Origin of the sequence: Geitlerinema sp. CS-897 (assembly GCF_028368005.1) — a bacterium.
Lineage (GTDB): Bacteria > Cyanobacteriota > Cyanobacteriia > Cyanobacteriales > Geitlerinemataceae > Baaleninema > Baaleninema simplex.
The window spans coordinates 1-21,535 of the sequence record NZ_JAQNCQ010000167.1; the positions used below are offsets into that span (position 1 = coordinate 1).

Below are 21,535 nucleotides of genomic sequence, written 5' to 3' on the forward strand. Positions count from 1 at the left end.
GGAAACTTTGATTTCTTATGGTGTTAACGTGAACGTTAAAGATGACAATCATATGACTCCTCTTCATCAAGCCTGCACGCGAGGCAATTTAGACATAGTAAAGCTTCTGATATCCAGTGGCGCAGAAATTAACGCTAAAGCCAAAGATGGAACCACACCCATTAATATGGCTTCGCATAGCAAACAATTAAAAGTTGCACAGTTTCTAAAAGAAACTGGAGCCGATATAGATGTTTTTGATGCAATTGCAGTCGGTGATATCGATTTATTGATCGAACTCAGTAAAACAGCAGGATTTGATTTCAATCAAGTCAATACAAAACATACAATGAAAGGCTGCCCGTTGCTTAATTTTGCTTGTCGCTACGAACATATAGACATTATAAATTATCTGTTAATAAATAATGCTAATGTCAATAGTGCCGGAAAGCCTCCATACGAATATCCATTGCATGAAGCCGCATTTGCAAATAATGAAAAAGCCTTGAAAATTTTGTTAGATTTTGGAGCTAATATAAATATTGAAAATTTACATGGTTGGACATCTTTACATATTGCAGCAAGTTTTGAATATATCGATATGGTACAGGCGATAATAAATCTTGGAGGTGATATTAACTATTTAGATCGTGAAGGCTGCTCCTCTTTATTTTATGCGTCTCAAAATTATGGTGATGAAATTGTAAAAATTCTCATAGAAAATTCTGCAAAAGTTAATATAAAGGATGCTCATGGATGTAGCCCACTTCACTACGCTATGAGAAAAAAAGGAAGGATAAAAATCATAAAACTCTTGGTAGAAAATGGTGTTGATTTTCACAGTCAAGGGGAAGGTCGATCTGCAATGAATCCATTAATTGTTGCTATAGCACAGAAAGACGAAGAAGTGGTTAATCTTCTTCTAGAACATGGTGCTGGACAAGAGTTTGGGTTTGGATAATTTCTACTTCTTACGAATACGACGATGTGGGGAACCGTCTGAAACGAGTCGATTCCGTTGAGGGAGAAACGACCTATCGCTACGACAAGAACGATCGCCTGTTGGAATCGACAGCTAACGGAGTCTTAACGACTTACGAGTACGACGACAACGGAAACCTCACGTCCCAGACGACGAACGGGAAAGAAACGACGTACACCTGGGATGACCGAAATTGCTTAGTGGAAGTCAACACCGCTGATGGCGATACGGTGGTTTACGAGTACGACAACGAGAACATCCGCGTCAGTTCGACGGTAGGTAGTGCTGCACTCTAATGATGCTGAGCAGTCACAATCCTCGCGTGGCAAGGATTCAAAAACCAAAGTAGCATTACTCCTCATTACTACCTCCGTTGATAATTATGCACAGTGATGATAACGAGCGCGGATTGAAGCATTATAATGATGGACGAAGTCCCAAATCGCGCCCACGTGATTTTCTAACTTTTTAGAAAAAGATAAAGTTTTACGAACGAATCGAGACACACGCTGACGAAGAGTATTGTTGAATCTTTCAATATAACTGGTTTTTCCCGAATCCTTAGATTTTTGGTAATTTTTTACATGGTAACTTCGGAAGAAGCAGATTTTTTCAATTCTCTCTTTAACAAGTGTTGAACGACTACGATCGAGATTTTTATGCGAAGAATGACAGATGAGAAATATCAATTCAGTTAAGATCGAAAAAAAAGAAGTTTAAAGTGAGGAGTCACTCTCTAGACTGATGGATGAATTTCGTGAAACTCGTTTGAACCTCGTCGAGGATTGTTTCAATTCTATTCTGTGCGATCTTTCTCTCAATGGCGTGAATTTGGGGCAAGACTCGATAAATTTTGAAGAGGGTGGCGATCGCCAACTCGACAGATCTCGAACGGTACGATTGCCGTTTGCAAGAGAAGAGAACCCCGAACATTCACCCTCACCATCAACTTCGACCGAAAGTTGGTATAATTTCTCTCCAAACCTCTCCATTACTCCTTATCCGTGAGCGATCGTGATTTTCCCCGATTTTTCTGAATTTTGCCGTCTGGCGCAAACTGGAAACTTCGTTCCCGTCTATCAAGAATGGGTGGCGGATTTAGATACACCCGTTTCCGCGTGGTACAAAGTCTGTGCGGGTCAACCCTATAGTTTCTTATTGGAATCAGTCGAAGGGGGAGAACGTATCGGTCGTTACAGTTTTCTCGGGTGCGATCCCTTGTGGGTTCTGGAATCGCGAGGGGAACAAACGACACAAACCTTTCGCGACGGACGGATCGATCGCTTTGAAGGCGATCCTTTCACGATTTTAGAAACCTGTCTCGAACCTTACGATCCGGTAAAACTGCCGGAACTTCCCTCGGGAATCGGCGGCTTGTTCGGAATGTGGGGATACGAGTTAATCCACTGGATCGAACCGAGAGTTCCAGTATATCCCCCAGAAGACGACGATTTACCCGACGGCGTGTGGATGCAAGTCGATACGCTACTGGTGTTCGATCGCGTGAAAGGGAAAATTTGGGCGATCGCCTATGCAGACTTGCGCGATCCTAACGTTTCCCTAGAAGACGCCTACCAGAAAGCCAGCGATCGCGTCTCGAAACTCGTCGAAAAGCTGCAAAAACCCCTCTCCGACGACGAAACCATGTTGGAGTGGACGCCGCCGCAAGCTCACGAGGACAAACCCCTCGAAATCACCAGCAACACCACTAAAGAACAGTTTTGTCAGAGCGTTCTTAAAGCCAAAGACTACATCAAAGCCGGAGATATCTTCCAAGTGGTGATTTCTCAACGGCTTTCGGCGCAGTATTCCGGCGATCCCTTTTCCCTATATCGCTCGATTCGCCTGATAAACCCCTCGCCGTACATGGCGTATTTTAACTTCAACACTTGGCAGGCGATCGGCTCGAGTCCCGAAGTGATGGTGAAAGCCGAACGCCGCGACGACGGAACTCGCATCGCCACGGTGCGCCCCATCGCCGGAACTCGCCCTCGCGGAAAAACACCAAAAGCCGATCGCGACTACGCTGAAGACTTACTCAAAGACCCCAAAGAAATCGCCGAACACGTGATGTTAGTGGATTTGGGACGAAACGACCTCGGCCGCGTCTGTCGCAACGGAACGGTGACGGTAGACGAGTTGATGGCCGTCGAACGGTACTCCCACGTCATGCACATCGTCAGCAACGTAATCGGGGAGTTAGACTCGTCGAAGTCGGCATGGGAATTGCTGAAAGCCTGTTTTCCCGCCGGAACCGTTAGCGGTGCGCCGAAAATTCGCGCCATGGAGATCGTTCGCGAACTCGAATCCTGTCGTCGCGGTCCCTATTCCGGGGTATACGGCTATTACGATTTCGAGGGACAACTGAACACGGCGATCGCCATTCGTACCGCGATCGTTCGTTCGGACGAGTCGGGAAATCGCATCGTATCCGTGCAAGCGGGAGCGGGGTTGGTGGCCGATTCCGATCCCGAAACAGAATACGAAGAAACCCTAAACAAAGCGCGAGGCTTGTTGGTGGCGGTGCGATCGCTCAGCTAATCGCAACGAACGGAACAGAGGTCGATTGCGGGAGTGCAACGGTATCCAACACCGCTGTAACAATAGTTGAGGACAAATACCGATCGACCGGATGCGGCTTCATCAGTGAAGAGGGAAACGCGATCGGTCAACAGTAGAGACAGTCAAATATTTCTCCCTATCTCCCCCTCTCCCTATCTCCCCATCTCCTCACCTCATGACCAACGTTCTAACGACCCTTCCGACCCAGGCGTCCCTTCTTCAAGGGATTTTCGGCATTTTGCCGGAGATTATTTTGATTCTCGATTCCGAAGCTGAAGAGATTTCACTACTCCCGACGGGGGGACTTCGGGGCGATCTCGACGTGGCTGGGTTGACCTTAAATCAGTTTCACGAGGAAGAGACGCGCGATCGCTTTCTTCTTCCCGTACGTCGCGCGATCGAAACCCAGACGACCCAAATCTTTGAATACGACCTCGAAGACGAAGAACAGCGCCTGTGGTACGTGGCCAAAATATCGCCTTTAGAGGGCGATCGCGTCATTTGGATGGCTCGAGACATTCTGGCCTCCTTACCGCCGTGCTGTCAGGACACCACCCACATCTGCTGGCGCGATCGCGTCGAAGCCGAACTTCAAGACAGCGAAGATCGCTTCCGGGCGACCTTCGAGCAGGCAGCAGTCGGCATCGCTCACGTGCGAACCAACGGGCGATTTCTGCGAGTCAACCGCAAATTTTGCGAATTTCTCGACTATAACCCTGAAGACCTGCTCGATCGCCCCTATGCCGACTTTACTCATGCTGAAGACCTCGAAATCAGCAACGCTGGAATTCAAAAACTGCTGAGGGGAGAACTCGACACCTTTACCCAAGAAAAACGCTATCTGCGCCGAGACGGTACGGAAGTTTGGGGAGACGTAACCGTATCGCTGGTGTGCGATCGCGACGACCACCCCGACTACTTTATCGCCGTCGTCCAAGACATCGGCCACCGCAAACAAGCCGAAGCCGCCCTTCACGCCAGCGAAGAACGCTGGCAACTGGCCGTTCGCGGGAACAACGACGGTATCTGGGACTGGAACGTCAAAACCAACGAAGTTTTCTTTTCCCCCCGCTGGAAAGAAATGCTGGGATTCACGGAAATGGAAATCGCAAACTCCCTCGACGAGTGGTCTAAGCGCGTCCATCCCGACGATCTCGACTGGGTAACGCAAGCCATTCGCGATCACTTCGACAAAAAAACGCCGTTTTACATCACCGAACACCGCGTCCTGTGCAAAGACGGCACGTACAAATGGATACTCGATCGCGGTCAAGCCCTGTGGAACGAGGAGGGGGAAGCCGTGCGTATGGTGGGATCGCACACCGACATCAGCGATCGCAAAGCCACCGAAGCCCAACTCTATCGAGTCAACCGCACCCTGCGAACCCTCAGCGATTGCAACCAAGCCCTGGTTCGCGCCACCTCTGAAACCGATTTGTTTGAAAACGTCTGTCATATCCTCGTCGCCGCTGGGGGTTATCGCCTCGCCTGGGTGGGATACGTCGAACGCGACGCCGCTAAACCCATTCGTCCCGTCGCCCAAGCCGGTTTCGATAACGGCTATCTCGAAACCCTACACATCACTTGGGACGATTGCGAACGGGGTCGCAGCCCCACGGGCATCGCCGCCCGTACCGGCCGCATCAGCGTTTTTCAAGATATCTTCAACGATCCCCGTTACCGACCCTGGCGCGAAGAAGCCCGAAAACGAGGCTATGCGTCCTCCATCGCCGTTCCGATGGTTCACGACGGCACGACCATCGGCGTCTTAAATCTGTACCACCACCGTTCCTACACGTTCGACGAGGCAGAAATTCAGTTTCTCGGAGAGCTGGCGGCCGATCTCGTGTACGGGATCGCAGCCTTGAGAACGCACCAAGCCCACGAAGAAAGCGAACGGCGGTTCCGCCAACTGGCAGAAAGTATCGACGATGTCTTTTGGATGAGCGACGACACCGAAAGCGAAATTCTGTATGTCAGTCCCGCTTACGAGAAAATTTGGGGACGAAGCTGTCAGAGTTTGTACGACAATCCCAAAGGCTACCTCGAGGCGATTTACCCCGACGATCGCGATCGCGTGTTGCCCGTTCTCCAAACTCTCAACATTTCCTTCGACCTCGAATATCGCATCGTTCGCCCCAACGGTTCGGTACGCTGGGTCTGGGATCGCGGCTATCCCGTTCTCGACGAACGCGGAAAACTTCACCGCCGCACGGGAATTGCCAAAGACATCACCGAGCGCAAACGAGCCGAAGCCTTTCTCGTCAGTGCCAAACGGGAACTGGAAAACCGAGTGCGCGATCGCACCGCCGAACTGGCCCAGACCAACCAACAGCTTCAGCAGGAACTCTCAGAACGACAAATCGCCGAAGCCAAACTGCGGGAAAGCGAAAAGCAATATCGAACGCTGGTCGAAAACTTCCCCAAAGGAGCAGTCTTCCTGTTCGATCTCGACTGGCGCTATCGTATCGCCGACGGCGTGGGACTGGCAGCCCGAGGCTTGTCCCGAGAGCGACTCGAAGGCCAGATCGTCTCTGACGTGCTGCCACCGGCCATGTACCGGGACGCGAAACCCCTCTACCACGCTGCCCTCTGCGGGCAAACCGTGGCCGCCGAAATCCAACACGGCGAGAACACTTACGCCTATCAAGCCCTTCCGGTTCGCAACGAAACCGGAGACGTATTGGCGGGAATGGTGGTGATGCAGGATATCACCGAGCGCAAGAAAGCTGAAGCCGATCGCGATCGCCTCATCGCCATTTTAGAAGCCAGTCCCGATATCGTCGCCTCTAGTACCCTCGACGGTCGCCCCTTTTACCTCAACCAAGCAGCACGGAAGGTCTGGGGCTTTTCCCCCAACGCCAGCCTCGACCGGTGGCATATGCGGTGTGGACATCCCGAACGGGCTTGGCAACTCATCGAAACCCAAGCGATACCCGCCGCCGTTGAACGGGGCAGTTGGGTGGGTGAAACGGCAGCGATCGACTGTCAGGGTCGAGAAATTCCCCTCTCGCAACTCCTCATCGCCCACAAAACCGCCAGCGGCGAGGTTCAGTTCCTTTCGTCCGTCGCTCGAGATATTACTAAAGCCAAACACGCTGAAGGTCAGTTGCGGGAGTCCGAACGCCGTTGGCGTGGCGTGTTGGAAAACGTGCCGCTGTTGGTAGTGGGATTGGATTTAAACGGCTGTATTAGTTACGTCAACCCGTTTTTTGCCAGTTTGACGGGGTTCGATCGCGACAGTTTGCTCGGGCGAGATTGGTTCGAGACGTTTTTACCACCGTCTTACCGCACCTCGGTACGCCGTTATTTCGAGTCGATTCTCAAGGAAGACTTTCAACCGCAACGCCAAGGCCCCATTTTGACTGACAGCGGGGAAAAACGCATCGTTGCTTGGAACAATGCCGTCTTAAAAAATTCTCTCGGAGAGGTCGTCGGTACTCTCAGTATCGGCGAAGATATTACCGAACGCCATGCCATCGAACGCATGAAAGACGAGTTCGTCTCCGTGGTCAGTCACGAGTTACGAACCCCACTGACCTCGATTCATGGGGCGTTGAACCTGTTGGCCAGCCATTTGGTCGATCCGACCTCCGAACGGGGAATGCGGGTGGTGCAGATTGCGGCCGAAAGCGCCGAGCGCTTGGTACGGTTGGTCAACGATATTCTGGCCTTGGAGCGGTTGGAATCGGGTAAAATTCATCTGTCTCGGCAGTCTGCTAACGTTACGACTCTCGTGGTTCGGGCGATCGAACAAATGCAGGTGATGGCAAACCGGGCTAAAATTACGCTGGTTTCGTCCCCTTGCGATGTGTTCGTGTTTGCCGATCCCGACCGCGTGTTACAGGTGATGACGAATTTACTGGGTAACGCCATCGAGTTTTCTGAGGTAGGGAAAACCATTTGGGTCTCTGCTGAAGTACTCGACGGTGAGGAACCGCCAACGGTGCGCTTTGCGGTGCGAGACGAAGGCCGGGGAATTCCCGCCGACAAGCTCGATCGCATTTTCGAGCGGTTCCATCAAGTCGATCCGTCTGATTCCCGCCGCAAAGGGGGGACGGGATTAGGGCTGACGATTTGTCGTAGTATTGTCGAACAACACGGCGGGCGGATTTGGGTCGAAAGCACCCTCGACGTCGGCAGTTGTTTTTACTTTACGTTACCGACGACCGATACGTTATCGACGCCCGATTAGAGGAACCATTTATGGCGATCGCTTCCCCGCTTTCTACCCCCAAATGCGTTCTCGTGGTCGATGACGACGACGGCGTACGCGAAATCGTGCAAATTTCTCTAGAAGCGGCGGCGGGATGGGAGGTATTGACGGCGGCCTCGGGACGAGAGGCGATCGCGATCGCAACTTCACACCACCCCGACGCGATTTTACTGGACGTGATGATGCCGGGTATGGACGGAGCAGAGACGTTTCGACACCTTCAACGCGATCCCGAGACTCGCGACATTCCGACAATTTTTTTGACGGCGAAAGCCAAAGCTAGCGAACGCGAAGCCTATTTAGCGTTAGGGGTAACGGGTGTGATTACGAAGCCCTTTGCGGCGTTGAGTTTGGTCGAAGATATTCGTGCGATTTTAAATTGGCAGTTATGAGATGCTCGGCGATCGAAACGAGGCGATCGCTTGGCAGTTGGTTTTGCGAAAGGCTGTAATCGTGTTCGAGCAGCGTTTTGAGGGTGTGGCAATAGTTCCATCGTGCGATACGCTCCTATAGAACATCAATAACGAGTAAGTTCAGACTGTTTTGACGGACAATCGTTTGAATTGACAGACGTTGGAAAAAATCTGAGTAAGTCATACTGTCGATGGCAAGGGTATGGCAAACCGAAACAACGCCACGAACTCAGATCCCCGGCATCTTCGAGATGCCGGGGATCTAGCTCCCGCCGGAAAAATTTACAAAAACTATTGACGAATTACATTTTTTGTGATAAAAAACCTCATTGAGGCATTGCATCCAACACCCCAACGAGAGCAAATCAACTCTTCTTCTTACGAGTCGAAGTCTTCTTCGTCGACGTTTTCTTCGTCTTACCCGTAGACTTGCGAGACTTCGTAGATTTCTTCGCCGCAATCAATTCCACCGCTCGTTCCAAGGTCAAATCGTCCACCGACTCCCCTTCCGGAATCGAAACGTTTTTCCGCTTGTACTTGATATAAGGACCGTAAGGACCATCGTAAATATTAACAGGTTCCTTCTCCTCCGGGTGTTCCCCCAGTTCCCGTAACGGTTTCTTCGTACTTCCGCGACGGCCGCGTCCCCGCTTCGGTTCGGCCAGCATTTCCAAAGCGCGATCGAGCTGAATCGTCAGCACATCGTCCCCAGAACTGGCTTTAATCGATCGATAATCGTCTTTCCCGTCCTCACCGCCTTTCTTATGGACGATGTAAGGACCGAAACGACCCAATCCCGCCTGAATCGCATTCCCCGTTTCCGGGTGAACCCCCAGCTTCCGAGGTAACGACAACAGCCCCACCGCAGTCTCGAGGGTCATGTCCTCCTTCTTCAACCCTTTCGGGAGCGAGGCGCGTTTGGGTTTCGGGTTGTCGTCGGTTTTGTCACCCAACTGCACGTAAGGACCGTAACTGCCAATGAGCAGATAAATCGGTTCTCCCGTTTCCGGGTGCATCCCCAATTTCTCGGGACCTTCGGTTTTCTGCTTGAGCAGAACTTCCACCTGTTCCGGGTCGAGGTCAGAGGGCGTCAGGTTTTGCGGAATCGACGCCGTAACCGTGTCGCCGTTGTTCTCCGCTTCCAAATACGGACCGAACTTGCCGATACGGACTTTAACGGGTAGGTTTTCCAACTCGACGGTTTTCGCTTCCGCCGGGTCGATGCGGTCTTCCTGCTGGCGAACTTGCGTGTCTAAGCCGTTGTCGCCGAGGTAAAACTCTCGTAAATAGGGAATCCAATCGACTTCTCCCATCGAGATGTTGTCGAGAGTTTGCTCCATTTTGGCGGTGAAGCGCAAATCTACCAGGTCGGGGAAGTATTTTTCCAGCAGGCTACAAACCGCAAACGCCGTAAACGTAGGAATCAGGGCGTTACCGTTCATCTGGGCGTAGCCGCGATCGATAATCGTCCCGATGATGCTGGCGTAGGTACTCGGACGCCCGATGCCTTCGCTTTCGAGGGTTTTCACCAAGGACGCCTCAGTGTATCGCGCTGGGGGTTGGGTTTCGTGACCGACGGGATCGATTTCGGTGCAAGTGGGAGAATCGCCCACCTCCAGATTGGGCAAGATAGCTTCGCGGTCTTCTAAGGCGGCGTTGGGGTCGTCGGAACCTTCGACGTAAGCGCGGAAAAAGCCGGGGAAGTCGATGCGCTTTCCGTTGGCGCGGAATACGGCGTCTTCGACGTTGAGATCGATCGCCACGAAGGTTTGTCGGGCTTCTGCCATCTGACAGGCCACCGTCCGCTTCCAAATCAAATCGTACAACGCCAGTTCTCGGCCGCTCAATCCCGTTTCTTTGGGCGTACGGAAGCGACTTCCCGCCGGACGAATGGCTTCGTGGGCTTCTTGAGCGCCTTTGCTTTTGGTGGCGTACTGGCGCGGTTTGGGGCTGAGATACTCTTTCCCGTACATCTGCTCGACGCATTGACGGGCGGCGGCGATCGCCTGGTCGGACAAATGCACCGAGTCCGTCCGCATATAAGTAATGTAGCCGTTTTCGTAGAGGCTTTGGGCGACGCGCATCGTCTCGCGAGCGGACAGGCGTAATTTGCGGTTGGCTTCCTGTTGCAGCGTGGAGGTAGTGAAGGGCGGGGCGGGTTTGCGTTTGGAAGATCGCTCGTCGAACTTCGCCACCGTCCAGTCTTTGTCTGCGAGGCGGTCTTTGAGGGCGATCGCTTCTTCCTGATTCAGTAATAGAACCTGGCGACCTTGGGCGATTTTCCCGGTTTTCTCGTCGAAATCGCTTCCCGTAGCCACCTTTGTCCCGCCGACAGACGTTAGTTTCGCCTCGAAGGGCGTGTTGTCGTGGGTGAGGCTGGCTTTGAGATCCCAGTAGGAACCCATGCGGAAGGCGCGGCGTTCCCGTTCCCGCATCACCAACAAGCGCACCGCCACCGACTGCACGCGCCCGGCGGAGAGTTTGGGGGCGACTTTTTTCCAGAGCAGCGGCGAGAGGGTGTATCCGACGAGGCGATCGAGAATGCGGCGGGTTTCCTGAGCGTGGACGAGTTGCTCGTCGAGATCGCGACAGTTATCGATCGCGCTGCGAATGGCATCTTCTGTAATTTCGTGGAAGACCATGCGCTTGGTCGGCACTTTGGGCTTGAGAACTTGCAGCAAGTGCCAGCTAATGCTTTCACCTTCGCGGTCTTCGTCAGTGGCGAGGACGAGTTCGTCAGCGGTTTTGAGGGCGTCTTTGAGGGCTTTAACGACCTTCTTTTTATCTCGGGGAACCACGTAAATCGGTTCAAAGTCCGCCTCGACGTTGACCCCCAACTGCGCCCACTTCTCCTTCTTGACAGCAGCCGGAATTTCGCTCGCCGATTGTGGCAAATCGCGAACGTGACCCATCGAGGCTTCCACCTGGAAGTCAGCCGGGAGGTATTTGCGGATGGTGCGGGCTTTGGTGGGAGATTCGACGATGACCAGGGTTGACATGGAGTTTTGTTACTTCGACCAGTGACAGCTAGGCGCGTATGGATGGATAGAGATTGCCCGGTGGGACGTTCCCGTGGGTCTTTATTTTCAACCATATATCCGAACGCCGAAGATCGACAATCGGACGATCGCCAAAAATTTAAGGGATCGATCGCGATCGCGATCGAAACGGCATCAGTGGCAGACGCGATATGGCGTCTTCTACCGCGATAGGGTTGAAAAAACCACCGGGAGCGATCGCACCCGTCGGTGATAAATCAATATAAACGCTTTGATTAGCTTTTGTCGTCTTTGGGGGCGATCGAATCGGACGTATCGTTATGTATCATAGTGTTGAGAATCCTTTACAACAATGCTTAAGCAATTCTAAAATCGATCGTAAAATCTATTAAGATTAATGCTTTCGGGCTTTGAGAGCCGTTGACCGACAAGGATTCAAAACATCGATACGTTCGGCATCTGGGCAAGCCGTTACCGCCTCCATCGCGATCGCGGCTTTTCGGTGCGATCGGACGAGAATTGTAGCTAAGATTAGGAAACGCAAGCATGACTACTAGCGATAAAACCCCGAAAACCAGAAGCAGCAGAAGCCGGAGTACGAAGAGTTCTTCTAGCTCCAAAGCTGAAGAAACCCAATCCACCACTGAAAGCCAAGCTAAGGCAACCGACAAATCCGAGGCAACGGAAGAAAAAGAAGTGACGGCTCTAGCGGTTCCGGGGGAATCGGAAACGAAAAAAGCCCTCGAAATCAAACCCGCCGAAGATCTACCGGGACACCGTCCTGTAACCGTGAGCCACCGTAAAATTGCCGAAACCTTCGCGGCAGTCGGCGGCGCACGCCCCATTTTTAGTAGTGACATTCAATTTGCGGAGACGATTCAAGTGTCTGGAATTCGGCCGGTTGCGGCGAGCAGCCTCGCTATCAGCGAAACTTACAACACGATGGGCAACCGTCCAATTTCGGTGAGTTCGCTGAAAGTCAAAGATACGATGCAAGCCTCTGGGGTTCGTCCCATTACAGCGAGTACCTTAGCCATCAGCGAGACGATTACGATTATGGGTAACCGTCCGGTGGCACCCAACGCCACGGTTGAAATCGATACGCTCATGGGCTATCTCGATTAATCGCGAAACCCTCTGTCTGTAGGTTGGGTGGAGCGCAAGCGAAACCCAACACCCTAGAGTTTTGATTCACCACACCAGACACAGAGAACACAGAGGGATTTTATTGTTTTCTTTCAGATCCCCGGCATCTTGGAGATATCGGGGATTTTGAATTGGAAAATCGGCTAGGATCGAAATGACGTTCCGTTGCTGAAAGGGGAACCCCGTTATGACTGTCGCGACTGAATCGAAACGTTACACCCCGGAAGAGTATTTAGAACGAGAAGCCAACGCTGAGGAACGCCACGAATATATTGACGGAGACATCACCGTTATGGCGGGTGGAACCCCAAATCACAATCGAGTTGCTGGAAATATTTTCGCTTTCTTGAATTTTTCGCTAAAACGTCATCCTTACGATGTTTTTATCGCCGAACAACGGCTTTGGATTCCCGAACGGCGAATTTATACGTATCCTGATGTGATGGTGGTCAGTGGTGAGATTCGGCTTCAAGAGGGACGAAACGATACGATTCTCAATCCTTTGGTAATTGCGGAAGTGTTGTCGCCTTCGACTCGTGGTTACGATAAAGGGGATAAGTTTTCGGCGTATCGTACGCTTGAAAGTTTTCAGGAGTATTTGTTAATCGAACAGGATTCGCCTCATGTGGAACATTATTTAAAAATGGATGTCGATCGATGGTTGTTTTCTGAATATCATGGAATTGATGCGAGTTTTAAATTGGGGGCGATCGACCTCGAGATTCAGCTTGCTGATTTATACGAAAAAGTTGAGTTGAGCGAGATTCAAAAATCCTAAATTTGAAGTCACCACAGAGACACGGAGGACACAGAGAGTTTATTATTAAACCATATAAGCTAGATCCCCGGCATCTTGGAGATGCCGGGGATCTTGTCCGAAGAGAGTTCTATTTCTGTTAAGATTCGCCGTAATAGCTGCTGGTCACTTTACCGCGAAACACGACGTATTGATAAATGTTGTAGAACAACATGATTGGAATTAACACGCCGATAAACACTAGCATAAACACTAGCGAGGTGGGTGTGGCTGCGGCATCGTAAATGGTGATTTGCGTGGGAATGATAAAGGGAAAAACGACCAACGCCAAACCGATAAACGTCAGCAAGAAAATCAGGATCGTCCAGACGAACGGTGCGACTTCTTTTTGGCGATCGATACTTTTCCACAACTGCCAAATTAGCAACACACCGAGTAGGGGAATCGTGGCAAAAATATAAATCCAGGGTGCGTCGAATAACCGCTCTCGAGTGTAATCGAAGAAAATTGGCGTCGAAATCGTAATGGCGATCGCACCGAGTAACGTTGTGACCGTTGCAATTTTAGCAGTGCGATAGTGGGTTTTTTGTAACTCGCCCTCAGTTTTAAGGATTAGGTACGTCGAACCAATGAGAACGTAGCCTTGAATCAACGTCAACGCCACCACAACAGACTGAGGACTCAAAAAATCCCAAGTACTCCCGATAAAATGTCCGGCTTTATCGACGTGAATTCCTTCGAGAACTGCACCTAACGAAAACCCTTGTCCTAACGCCGCCAGAAAACTTCCCACACCAAAGGCGGAATTCCAAAACACCTTACTTTCGGAATGTTCGCGAAACTCAAAGGCGACGGCGCGGAAAATAAAGCCGAACACCATCGTCAAAATGGGGATGTAAAGGGCGTTGAGAATGGTACTGTACGCCAGGGGAAACGCACCGAACAACGCACCACCCATCAACACCAACCAGGTTTCGTTGGCGTCCCAAACATTGCTCAAACTGGTCATCAAAATCCCACGACGTTCTTCACTCGACGCCGTCAGCGATAAAATTCCCACGCCGAGATCGAAGCCGTCGAGCATAACGTAGAGGAAAAGGAACAAGGCGAGAATAGCAAACCACACTTGCGCCAGAAAGTTGTCTAAAATCGTTAAATCCATCACCTTTCCTCCTATTGCGCCTCAACCGGACGGCTATCGGGTTCGTGAGTCGCCGGTTCGGTAAGATCGCGATCGCCTTGTCCGGGAAGGGGTCGATCGAGATCGGGGCCTTTGCGAATAATGCGACTTCCAAAGTACAAGGCGGTGACGAACAACACTGAATAGACGACGGTAAATCCAGTCAACGAGACTAATACGTTTCCGGGTGGGAGTTTAGACGCTGCGTCGACTGTCCGAATTTGTTCGTACAGGGCCCAAGGTTGTCGTCCCACACAACGGACGATCCAACCCGCTTCGACGGCGATGTATCCTAGGGGAGCGGCGAAGATCCACGAAACCAACAGCCAACGCTGTTTCCCAATTTCCTCAGACGACAGTTTTCCGCGCAACCACTGAACGACGCTCAACAGCATCAATCCAGCGAAGAAAAACCCGATCGCCACCATGATGCGGAAGGAGTAGTAAATTAATCCCACCATCGCCGGACGATCTTCGGGTTTCCATTCTTTCAATCCCAACACGGGTTCGGACAGTTGGGGTTTTAACTCGAGAATGTAGCCGAGTGCGTTGGGAACGGAGATTTCAAAGTCGTTGCGTTCGGCTTCGACGTTGGGAAGTGCGATCGCGCTCCAAGGTGCGACGGTTCCAGCGGGAATGGTTTCCCATTGCGCTTCCATGGCCGCGAGTTTGGCCGGTTGTTCGTGATAGACTTGTTCGCCGCTGAGGTGTCCGACGTAGATTTGCAGGGGTGCGACGGCGATCGCGGCGGCGAGGACGATTTTGAGCGATCGCGCGAAGAACTGCGGGTGTCGTTGGTTGAGGAGATACCAGGCGCTAATTCCCCCAATGACGAACAAAGAGGTTTCCAGCGTCGCTAAGAACATATGGGAGACGCTTTTAGCCATAAAGGGGTTGAAGATCGCCTCGAAGTAGTTACTGACGACGAATTTTCCATCGACCACTTCGCCGCCGGACGGAGTTTGCAACCAGGAGTTGGCGGTGATAATCCAGAAGGTGGACAGGTTCGCGCCGAACGCCACCATAATCGTGGAAAGGTAGTGAATGACGGGGGGAACGCGTTCCCACCCAAACAACATGATGCCGAGAAATCCGGCTTCGAGCATGAACGCCATAGACGCCTCGAAGCCGAGAACGCTTCCGAAGAAGTCGCCGACGGCTTCGGAAAACGGGGCCCAGTTCGTCCCGAACTGAAATTCCATGGGAACGCCGCTGGCGACGCCGATTCCGAAGTTGAGAACGTACAGTTTGGCCCAGAACCGCGCGTGGTGATAGTAGTCTGGGTTGCGAGTTCGCAGCCACATCCCTTCGACGATGACGAGGTAAATCGCCATCCCGGTGGTGAGGACAGGCCAGAGCATATGAAATATGGCTGTCAGCGCAAACTGTAGACGCGACAGCACGACGGTATCTTGGAGAAACTCCATATATTTTTCGAGCGTTGAACGATTTTAGAGGATGGATAATCTGTCCTTCTTATATCGCAGATTTTTGAGAAGGTGGAACCCTGGTTTTGGGAATTTAAGATTAAGATTTGCAGATCGAGGGAGGAGAGATGACAAGCTGAGACAAGTCGGACAGACGGTCAAACTGCGATCGCTCGAAATTGGCGATCGTCCGTTCTTCTAGAATCTCGGAAAAATCGATCGAACCTCTCGCACCTCTTCAGCATTTTGTTCGTAGCGCGACTCTACACATCGGAGCGATTTTCGCTAAAATGCTTTCAAGATAAGGGTTGTCATTTCGTTAGGCTGGATCGATCTGAGTTGACCCGATCCAGCTTTTCTCGATCGTGTTTTTACTAACGGTATCGACAGCTACATTTATTGATAGTAAGAGTCGAGATCGAGATGTTATCGAGATCGATGGAGACTACGATCTTAAAATAACGACTCTACAGAATTGAGGCGATCGCATCGAATGCCCCTGAAAAACAGCGAGACTTCTCTAGACTAAGAAAGAACACGATCTCTAAGCTCGTTCGCGACAGTTGCGTCGTGCGATCGCCACTCCAATTCCTAACAAACCTGCGATCGCACTCGGTGCGAGAGCCGACGAGGTGGGAGTCGGCGTCGTGAAGTCCTTGACTCCGCTCGAACTCAACTTTTCGAGGGACTTGTGCTAATTTCTTGTTGACGTATTCTTGAAGATGTCGCATAGAAATTCTTAAAACTCGAGAAATACCGGATAACGAGACTTTTTAAAAAAGTCGAAAGAACTCCGTTTCGCTTTGCGAACAACCAATTTACAGGTCTCTTCAGAAATATGTTGGGTGCATCTCACTTTTATCAAAATATGAATCTGGGGTAGGTTGGACTTCGGCAACGCTGCCGTCCATGGGTGGAGCGATAGCGAAATCCAACAACAGCTCAATTCACCGCAGAGACTCCGATCTGATAAATTTACATTTTTGAGATGCACCTAATATGTTGGTATTGAGATTGTTCAACATACTGACAATCACAATATTTACATTTAAATCTATGCTTTCCATAATAGTAATAGGTGCGATCGCTTTTGACGTGATTTTAACTGCCGCATTGGGGAAAAATCATAAGCCAAAACCACAGAATAATCTTTTTATCATTACTGTATAATACTTTTCAATCTCTTGGGCTTTCTATCAGATTGGGTTTGGTTGAGTCTACCGTTAAGCGCATTGCCGCTCGAGTTAAACTTCCTGGCACTCAATGGCGCTTTTTCTCTAGCTGAGTTGAGTGAAGGAGAAGAGGTGAGGCTCAGTGGTGCAAAAAACTTTTCGAGATCGGGGATTGACAAAACACATAAAATCTGGATCGAGATTCAAGCCAGATTCCCGGCATCTCCAAGATGTCGAGGATCTCCGGCAACCATTTACCGATCTGGGATTTTGCGGCCAACCCTTTAATACGACGATATCTTTTCTAACAAGGGTTTCAGGACTTTTCTGCACCACTAACAGAGGTGAGGAGATGACGTGAAGTTATCTCCTCACGATCGTCACTCCCTTCAAACGATCCGGTTGACGATGCGCCAGACAGCACCGTCGGAGCGCACGTCGGGAACGGTGATGCGCTTGAATCCGGTGATGAAGGGTTTTCCTTCGTATTGCCAATATAAAGGGCTGAGATCGTCGGCGATCGCTTTGAGGGCGCGAATTTCGTCGGTGAGTTCGATCGCCAGCTCGTTGATGCGTTCGGCGTGGCGTTCGGCTTCGGTTTTCGCTCGTTCGATTTCTTCGCGGACGGGATCGCGTCGGTGTTCGCGATAGCGGCCGACAAGGGCTTTCGTTTCTCGCAGTCTGTCTTTTAAAGCGGTGATGGCGTCGTCGATCCCTTTAATTTCGGCGGCCTGTCGAGCCGTCGCTCGGGCGTGGGAACGGTAGGCTTCGACGATCGCTTCGGGGGCGTCGCTCTCGGGGAGGACGGGACGAACGGCTAAAGCAGCCCGTTCTTTCTCCAGGGTGTCGATAGTAGCTTGAAGGGTTGAGATCTGCTCTTGGAGGTCTGGCGTCATCTGCGATGTCTCTTCGATCGATGCTTCGGCTGCACGATCTCGATCGTAACGGGTACATCTCACTTTTGCGATCGGAACCCCACCCATCCTCCCCGAACTCACGGGGAGGTGCCGAAGGCGGAGGGGTCGTTCTACGAAATTGAGATGCACTCGATCGTAACCGCTCGTGGCTCGCGATCGCGAGCGGATTTCAAGCGATCGCCCCTCTGAAACCCGCTACAACTGTTCCAGTCTCCGAAACATTGATTTCGATATCGTTAATTTTTATATCGATAAAAAGCTTTATGTCACTCGAGCCAAACAATTTGAGGGTTTAAGAAACTCGAGGTGTACTCAGAAAACTTAAGGGTTAAAACTGTTTTTGAGAACGATGGAAATCGGGCGATCGAACCCTCTAGGGACTCGCGACGAGTTGAATGCGGCCGCTATCCATCTCGTCCATCAATAGCTCTAAAGCCTCGTAATCGACATCAGAAATGTATCCCATCCGAGTTAGCTCGGCATTGATCTGGTTTTCGAGATCGGGCGTTAAGCGTTTAATGTACAGCGCTTTTTCGACGAGATGACGGATTGCCGCTGACGCTTTCATGGGTATTAAAAGAATGCGATATCCATCATTCTCGGTCGAAGTGCCTTCAACTCATGCGATCGCGTCATGCCTAAAAACGTGATCTCGATCGCTGCAAAATTACACCGGTTCGACGTGGGGAACTTTTATGTCAATTTGCCGTCCAACCCTAACATAAAGATTTCAGATGGTATTTAGAGATACTTTTTTGAAACGAGCCTTTCTGAAATCTTTACATAACGGGGTCGTAAAACAAAGATTCCGCAAACCCAAAGGGGTTGGGTAGCCGATTCCGAGAGGGATAGCATATCGTCGTAACATGACACGCAACAGTTCAGTTTAAGTATAAGGATAAAGTTATGCAGACCGCTACGACTCACCCGAACGTAACCGTTGTTTGCCTTGAAGGTCATCTCAACGCTGCTAACGCCGAGCAAGTGCGCCAACAACTGACCTCTGCTGTCTCGGCTCGCAAAACGCCTGTGGTGTTGGTCGATATGGCAAAAACGGAATCCCTCGATAGTGCGGGATTGATGGCATTAGTGTCGGCCTTAAAACTGGCACACCGGATCGACATCAAATTTGGTTTGTGTTCGGTGTCTCCCGCAATCCGCATTATTTTCGAGTTAACCCAACTCGATCGCGTATTCGAGATGTTTGACAGTCACAGCGCCTTAGAGACCGCTGTTGCTTAGATGGTGAGTCCCGACCTCACTCGTTTGCGTTCGAACGCTACGTTCTCTTTCTCGTGTTTTTCAGTCGGGTGCATCCTATACCATCAGTTCTTGAGATTTGTTATTTGCGTTCGCGATTGTGAGCCGTTTCAATTCCAACCTTGTCTGAATTTACTTATTCCAAAATCTTCTCTCTCTCCGGGGTGGGTCTGTGTTTACAGCCAGAAGTGCGATGCAGTATCGCTCTGGCGAAACCGAACCCACCCTCAACAGTTAAGAGTCGAGAGCCGAAAAAACCAGAACTGACCGTTTCCCTCGTGGGGAGGGCGATCGGCCCGCGCTAACCCTTCCATTGCGCGTCGCTGAGGTTGAAGTCATTGACAACCGCCGACGCTCGAGCGTTTCTACACCGACCCCAAATTATGGCATCGCCAGCTTGAGAAGACCGCCTCGACGTTTCAAACTGGCAGATTGTTTCAGCGTCAATCCGATACTGCGATCGAAACGACATCCCATCACCTTCGCCCCGATCCACACAGTTTGGTAAAGAGTTGCCCCTCGCAAGTCAGCATCGGCGAGATCGGCACCAGATAGGTTGGCGAAACGTAAATCGGCTTTCATCAAACGAGTGCCTTGCAAGTTTGCACCAGACAGGTTGGCACGAATCAAGTGAGTTCCGTCGAGAACTAAACCCGATAAGTCCGCTTCTGCAAGATCGAGAAACTGAGAGGTCGGATCGGTGTTTGGGAAACTCTCCAGCAGGTGCGCGACGCATCGGACGTTGGTTGCCGTTAGCGGCATCTGCGTCAGAACATCGGCATATCCAGCCCAACCGAGCTGTTGTAAGTCGTACAAACGCTCTTGCGGGGACTTGTTCAAAAACTCAACGTACTGCGGATTAAGTGTCAACGGGTCAAACATCATCTCGATTCAGTGGAGGTAGAGCCGGTCAGTAGAGAGGTGCGACGCTCGAAAAACTGCTCGCCCCAATCGTGCATGGCGTCGAGAATCGGCTTGAGGCTCCTTCCGAGTTCGGTCAGAGAATATTCGACTTTCGGTGGAACTTGAGGATATACCGTTCGCAGTACCAGTCCGTCAGCTTCCATTTCCCGCAATTGCTGGGTCAGCATTTTTTGGGTAATACCGTCGAGGGTGCGGTGGAGTTGGTTGAACCGCTTGACCTCTTGAAACAGTTCTCGCAGGATAAGAACCTTCCAGCGGCCGCCGATAGCGCGGAGAGTGGTTTCAACCGGACAGGTCGGCCGTTCTGGGTTGACGTGGGCAAGTCCCATAGTTCCTTTTTGGGTACTGGCTTACTTTAAAGTGCATACTTTACAGTATATCTTTTGGGTTACTACAGTAAATATAGTTGTTATAAATTGCGGTAGAGCGATTATGGAATCTCCGAAAGTTGCAGATTTAAATCCTTGGGTCTCGACGCTAGAACCGGGAAGTTATTACTGGTGTTCTTGTGGCCTTTCTACTGGACAACCATTCTGCGATGGCTCTCACCAAGGGACGCAGTTTACACCTGTCAGCTTTGAAGTGTCAGACTCTAAAAAGGTGGCACTGTGTCAGTGTAAAGCGACACAAAATCCACCGTTTTGTGATGGAAGTCACAACAATTTAGAAACGAGTTAGACTAAATTGAAATGCAAGGCGATCGCTGAGTTTGGGAGGGCAAATCGTGTTAGCAGTTCGCAAATCTGAAGCACGTGGAACAGCAAATTACGGATGGCTAAAATCGTACCATTCTTTTTCGTTTGCGAATTATTACGACCCAAATTTTATGGGATTTCGCAGTTTGCGGGTCGTTAACGAAGACACAGTGGCGGGTGGAACGGGGTTCGGCACGCACCCTCACCGGGAAATGGAAATTATTTCGTATGTCCTCGAAGGGGTGTTGGAACACGAAGACAGTACGGGAGGGCGATCGCGAATTCGAGCCGGAGAAGTGCAACGGATGACGGCGGGAACGGGAATCGCTCACAGTGAATTCAACGGTTCGCAGCAGCATCCGGTTCGGTTGTTGCAAATCTGGATTCTCCCCAACCAACGGGGACTCCCGCCGAGTTACGAACAGAAAACCTATTCTGAAGCGGACAAACGGGGACGGTGGTGTCTCGTCGCCTCTCCCGACGGACGAGAGCGATCGCTGACGGTACATCAAGACGTACTGCTGTACGCCACAATTCTGTCGCCTGGAGAAACACTAACGTACGCACTTTCGCCGCAACGTTATGCTTGGTTGCAGGTGGTACGCGGCGACATTGAAGTCAACGGAGCGATCCTCAGCGGCGGAGATGCGGTGTCCGTGGAGAAAACGGAAGCGTTAGACGTTTCTGCTCTGTCTGAAGCAGAAGTGTTGTTGTTCGACTTGGCTTGATTTCTCAATTACACTTGACGTCCGCCAGTCCGAATTCGATCGCCAATTCAAGTTTGAAATGCAACGGTCTCCGATCCCTGACTATAAAATACCTCAGAAGGGGTTCGATAGTCAAGAGATTTTCGAGGACGATCGTTGAGTAAATCTACTGCTTTTTTGACCGCATCTGGTGACAAGA

General features: G+C 51.0%; 21 protein-coding genes and 2 pseudogenes. 11 read left to right on the forward strand and 12 right to left on the reverse strand.

Annotation, left to right across the window (positions count from 1 at the left end; all coding sequences use genetic code 11):
• Positions 1-940: ankyrin repeat domain-containing protein (locus tag POG22_RS10405; RefSeq protein WP_498905135.1), on the forward strand; the 940-nt coding region annotated here is incomplete at its 5' end.
• 26 nt (positions 941-966) lie between these two features.
• The gene (locus POG22_RS10410) at positions 967-1,257 is read left to right on the forward strand and encodes a hypothetical protein (protein WP_498905137.1); all 291 of its coding nucleotides are present in this window, start codon (positions 967-969) and stop codon (positions 1,255-1,257) included.
• Positions 1,258-1,341: 84 nt separating this feature from the next.
• Here POG22_RS10410 and POG22_RS10415 read toward each other — a convergent pair.
• Positions 1,342-1,524 (reverse strand): annotated as a pseudogene (locus POG22_RS10415) (IS1 family transposase); the annotation flags it as partial.
• Positions 1,525-1,975: 451 nt separating this feature from the next.
• On the opposite strand from POG22_RS10415, the gene POG22_RS10420 reads away from it, so the two are divergent.
• The 3 genes from POG22_RS10420 (at position 1,976) to POG22_RS10430 (ending at position 8,131) form a co-directional block, all read left to right on the forward strand.
• Positions 1,976-3,502, forward strand: a complete 1,527-nt coding sequence (locus POG22_RS10420; RefSeq protein WP_063714895.1) for an anthranilate synthase component I family protein — start codon at positions 1,976-1,978, stop codon at positions 3,500-3,502.
• 196 nt (positions 3,503-3,698) lie between these two features.
• The gene (locus POG22_RS10425; protein WP_498905139.1) at positions 3,699-7,718 is read left to right on the forward strand and encodes a PAS domain S-box protein; all 4,020 of its coding nucleotides are present in this window, start codon (positions 3,699-3,701) and stop codon (positions 7,716-7,718) included.
• 11 nt (positions 7,719-7,729) lie between these two features.
• On the forward strand, positions 7,730-8,131 hold the full coding sequence (locus tag POG22_RS10430) for a response regulator (RefSeq protein WP_063714893.1): 402 nt from the start codon (positions 7,730-7,732) through the stop codon (positions 8,129-8,131).
• Positions 8,132-8,246: 115 nt separating this feature from the next.
• Here POG22_RS10430 and POG22_RS10435 read toward each other — a convergent pair whose 3' ends face one another.
• Positions 8,247-8,345, reverse strand: a complete 99-nt coding sequence (locus POG22_RS10435) for a hypothetical protein (RefSeq protein WP_498905150.1) — start codon at positions 8,343-8,345, stop codon at positions 8,247-8,249.
• Between the two features lie 172 nt (positions 8,346-8,517).
• The gene (gene topA, locus POG22_RS10440) at positions 8,518-11,151 is read right to left on the reverse strand and encodes a type I DNA topoisomerase (RefSeq protein WP_063714892.1); all 2,634 of its coding nucleotides are present in this window, start codon (positions 11,149-11,151) and stop codon (positions 8,518-8,520) included.
• Between the two features lie 60 nt (positions 11,152-11,211).
• Between topA and POG22_RS10445 the strand changes: the two genes are divergently transcribed.
• Entirely contained in the window at positions 11,212-11,364 is a 153-nt protein-coding gene (locus tag POG22_RS10445; protein WP_498905140.1) for a hypothetical protein, read from the forward strand.
• 181 nt (positions 11,365-11,545) lie between these two features.
• Here POG22_RS10445 and POG22_RS10450 read toward each other — a convergent pair whose 3' ends face one another.
• Entirely contained in the window at positions 11,546-11,695 is a 150-nt protein-coding gene (locus tag POG22_RS10450; protein WP_498905142.1) for a hypothetical protein, read from the reverse strand.
• Between the two features lie 2 nt (positions 11,696-11,697).
• Between POG22_RS10450 and POG22_RS10455 the strand changes: the two genes are divergently transcribed.
• Positions 11,698-12,276, forward strand: a complete 579-nt coding sequence (locus POG22_RS10455; protein WP_150128186.1) for a hypothetical protein — start codon at positions 11,698-11,700, stop codon at positions 12,274-12,276.
• Between the two features lie 208 nt (positions 12,277-12,484).
• A complete protein-coding gene (locus tag POG22_RS10460; protein ID WP_498905144.1) occupies positions 12,485-13,075 on the forward strand; it encodes a Uma2 family endonuclease in 591 nt (196 codons plus the stop codon).
• Between the two features lie 118 nt (positions 13,076-13,193).
• On the opposite strand, the gene cydB is transcribed toward POG22_RS10460, so the two are convergent.
• The 5 genes from cydB to POG22_RS10485 form a co-directional block, all read right to left on the reverse strand.
• A complete protein-coding gene (cydB, locus tag POG22_RS10465; RefSeq protein ID WP_017660181.1) occupies positions 13,194-14,216 on the reverse strand; it encodes a cytochrome d ubiquinol oxidase subunit II in 1,023 nt (340 codons plus the stop codon).
• Between the two features lie 11 nt (positions 14,217-14,227).
• Positions 14,228-15,661, reverse strand: coding sequence for a cytochrome ubiquinol oxidase subunit I (locus tag POG22_RS10470; RefSeq protein ID WP_063714890.1), 1,434 nt, complete (start codon positions 15,659-15,661; stop codon positions 14,228-14,230).
• 467 nt (positions 15,662-16,128) lie between these two features.
• Positions 16,129-16,392, reverse strand: coding sequence for a hypothetical protein (locus tag POG22_RS10475; RefSeq protein ID WP_498905145.1), 264 nt, complete (start codon positions 16,390-16,392; stop codon positions 16,129-16,131).
• An 830-nt stretch (positions 16,393-17,222) separates the two neighbouring features.
• A complete protein-coding gene (locus POG22_RS10480) occupies positions 17,223-17,816 on the reverse strand; it encodes an AAA family ATPase (RefSeq protein WP_082901240.1) in 594 nt (197 codons plus the stop codon).
• 307 nt (positions 17,817-18,123) lie between these two features.
• Positions 18,124-18,318, reverse strand: coding sequence for a hypothetical protein (locus POG22_RS10485; protein WP_063714888.1), 195 nt, complete (start codon positions 18,316-18,318; stop codon positions 18,124-18,126).
• Positions 18,319-18,656: 338 nt separating this feature from the next.
• Between POG22_RS10485 and POG22_RS10490 the strand changes: the two genes are divergently transcribed.
• The gene (locus POG22_RS10490; RefSeq protein ID WP_498905146.1) at positions 18,657-18,992 is read left to right on the forward strand and encodes an STAS domain-containing protein; all 336 of its coding nucleotides are present in this window, start codon (positions 18,657-18,659) and stop codon (positions 18,990-18,992) included.
• A 399-nt stretch (positions 18,993-19,391) separates the two neighbouring features.
• Here the strand turns inward: POG22_RS10490 and POG22_RS10495 are convergent, their stop codons facing one another.
• Together POG22_RS10495 and POG22_RS10500 are read right to left on the reverse strand one after the other, a co-directional pair.
• Positions 19,392-19,850, reverse strand: coding sequence for a pentapeptide repeat-containing protein (locus POG22_RS10495; RefSeq protein ID WP_498905148.1), 459 nt, complete (start codon positions 19,848-19,850; stop codon positions 19,392-19,394).
• Between the two features lie 41 nt (positions 19,851-19,891).
• Complete coding sequence (locus tag POG22_RS10500) at positions 19,892-20,263, reverse strand: winged helix-turn-helix transcriptional regulator (protein WP_074170773.1); 372 nt, start codon at positions 20,261-20,263, stop codon at positions 19,892-19,894.
• Between the two features lie 103 nt (positions 20,264-20,366).
• Between POG22_RS10500 and POG22_RS10505 the strand changes: the two genes are divergently transcribed.
• Together POG22_RS10505 and POG22_RS10510 are read left to right on the forward strand one after the other, a co-directional pair.
• Positions 20,367-20,612, forward strand: coding sequence for a CDGSH iron-sulfur domain-containing protein (locus POG22_RS10505; protein WP_071592138.1), 246 nt, complete (start codon positions 20,367-20,369; stop codon positions 20,610-20,612).
• A gap of 46 nt (positions 20,613-20,658) precedes the next feature.
• Entirely contained in the window at positions 20,659-21,357 is a 699-nt protein-coding gene (locus POG22_RS10510; protein ID WP_498905149.1) for a pirin family protein, read from the forward strand.
• A gap of 47 nt (positions 21,358-21,404) precedes the next feature.
• On the opposite strand, the pseudogene POG22_RS10515 reads toward POG22_RS10510, so the two are convergent.
• Positions 21,405-21,535 (reverse strand): annotated as a pseudogene (locus POG22_RS10515) (IS30 family transposase); the annotation flags it as partial.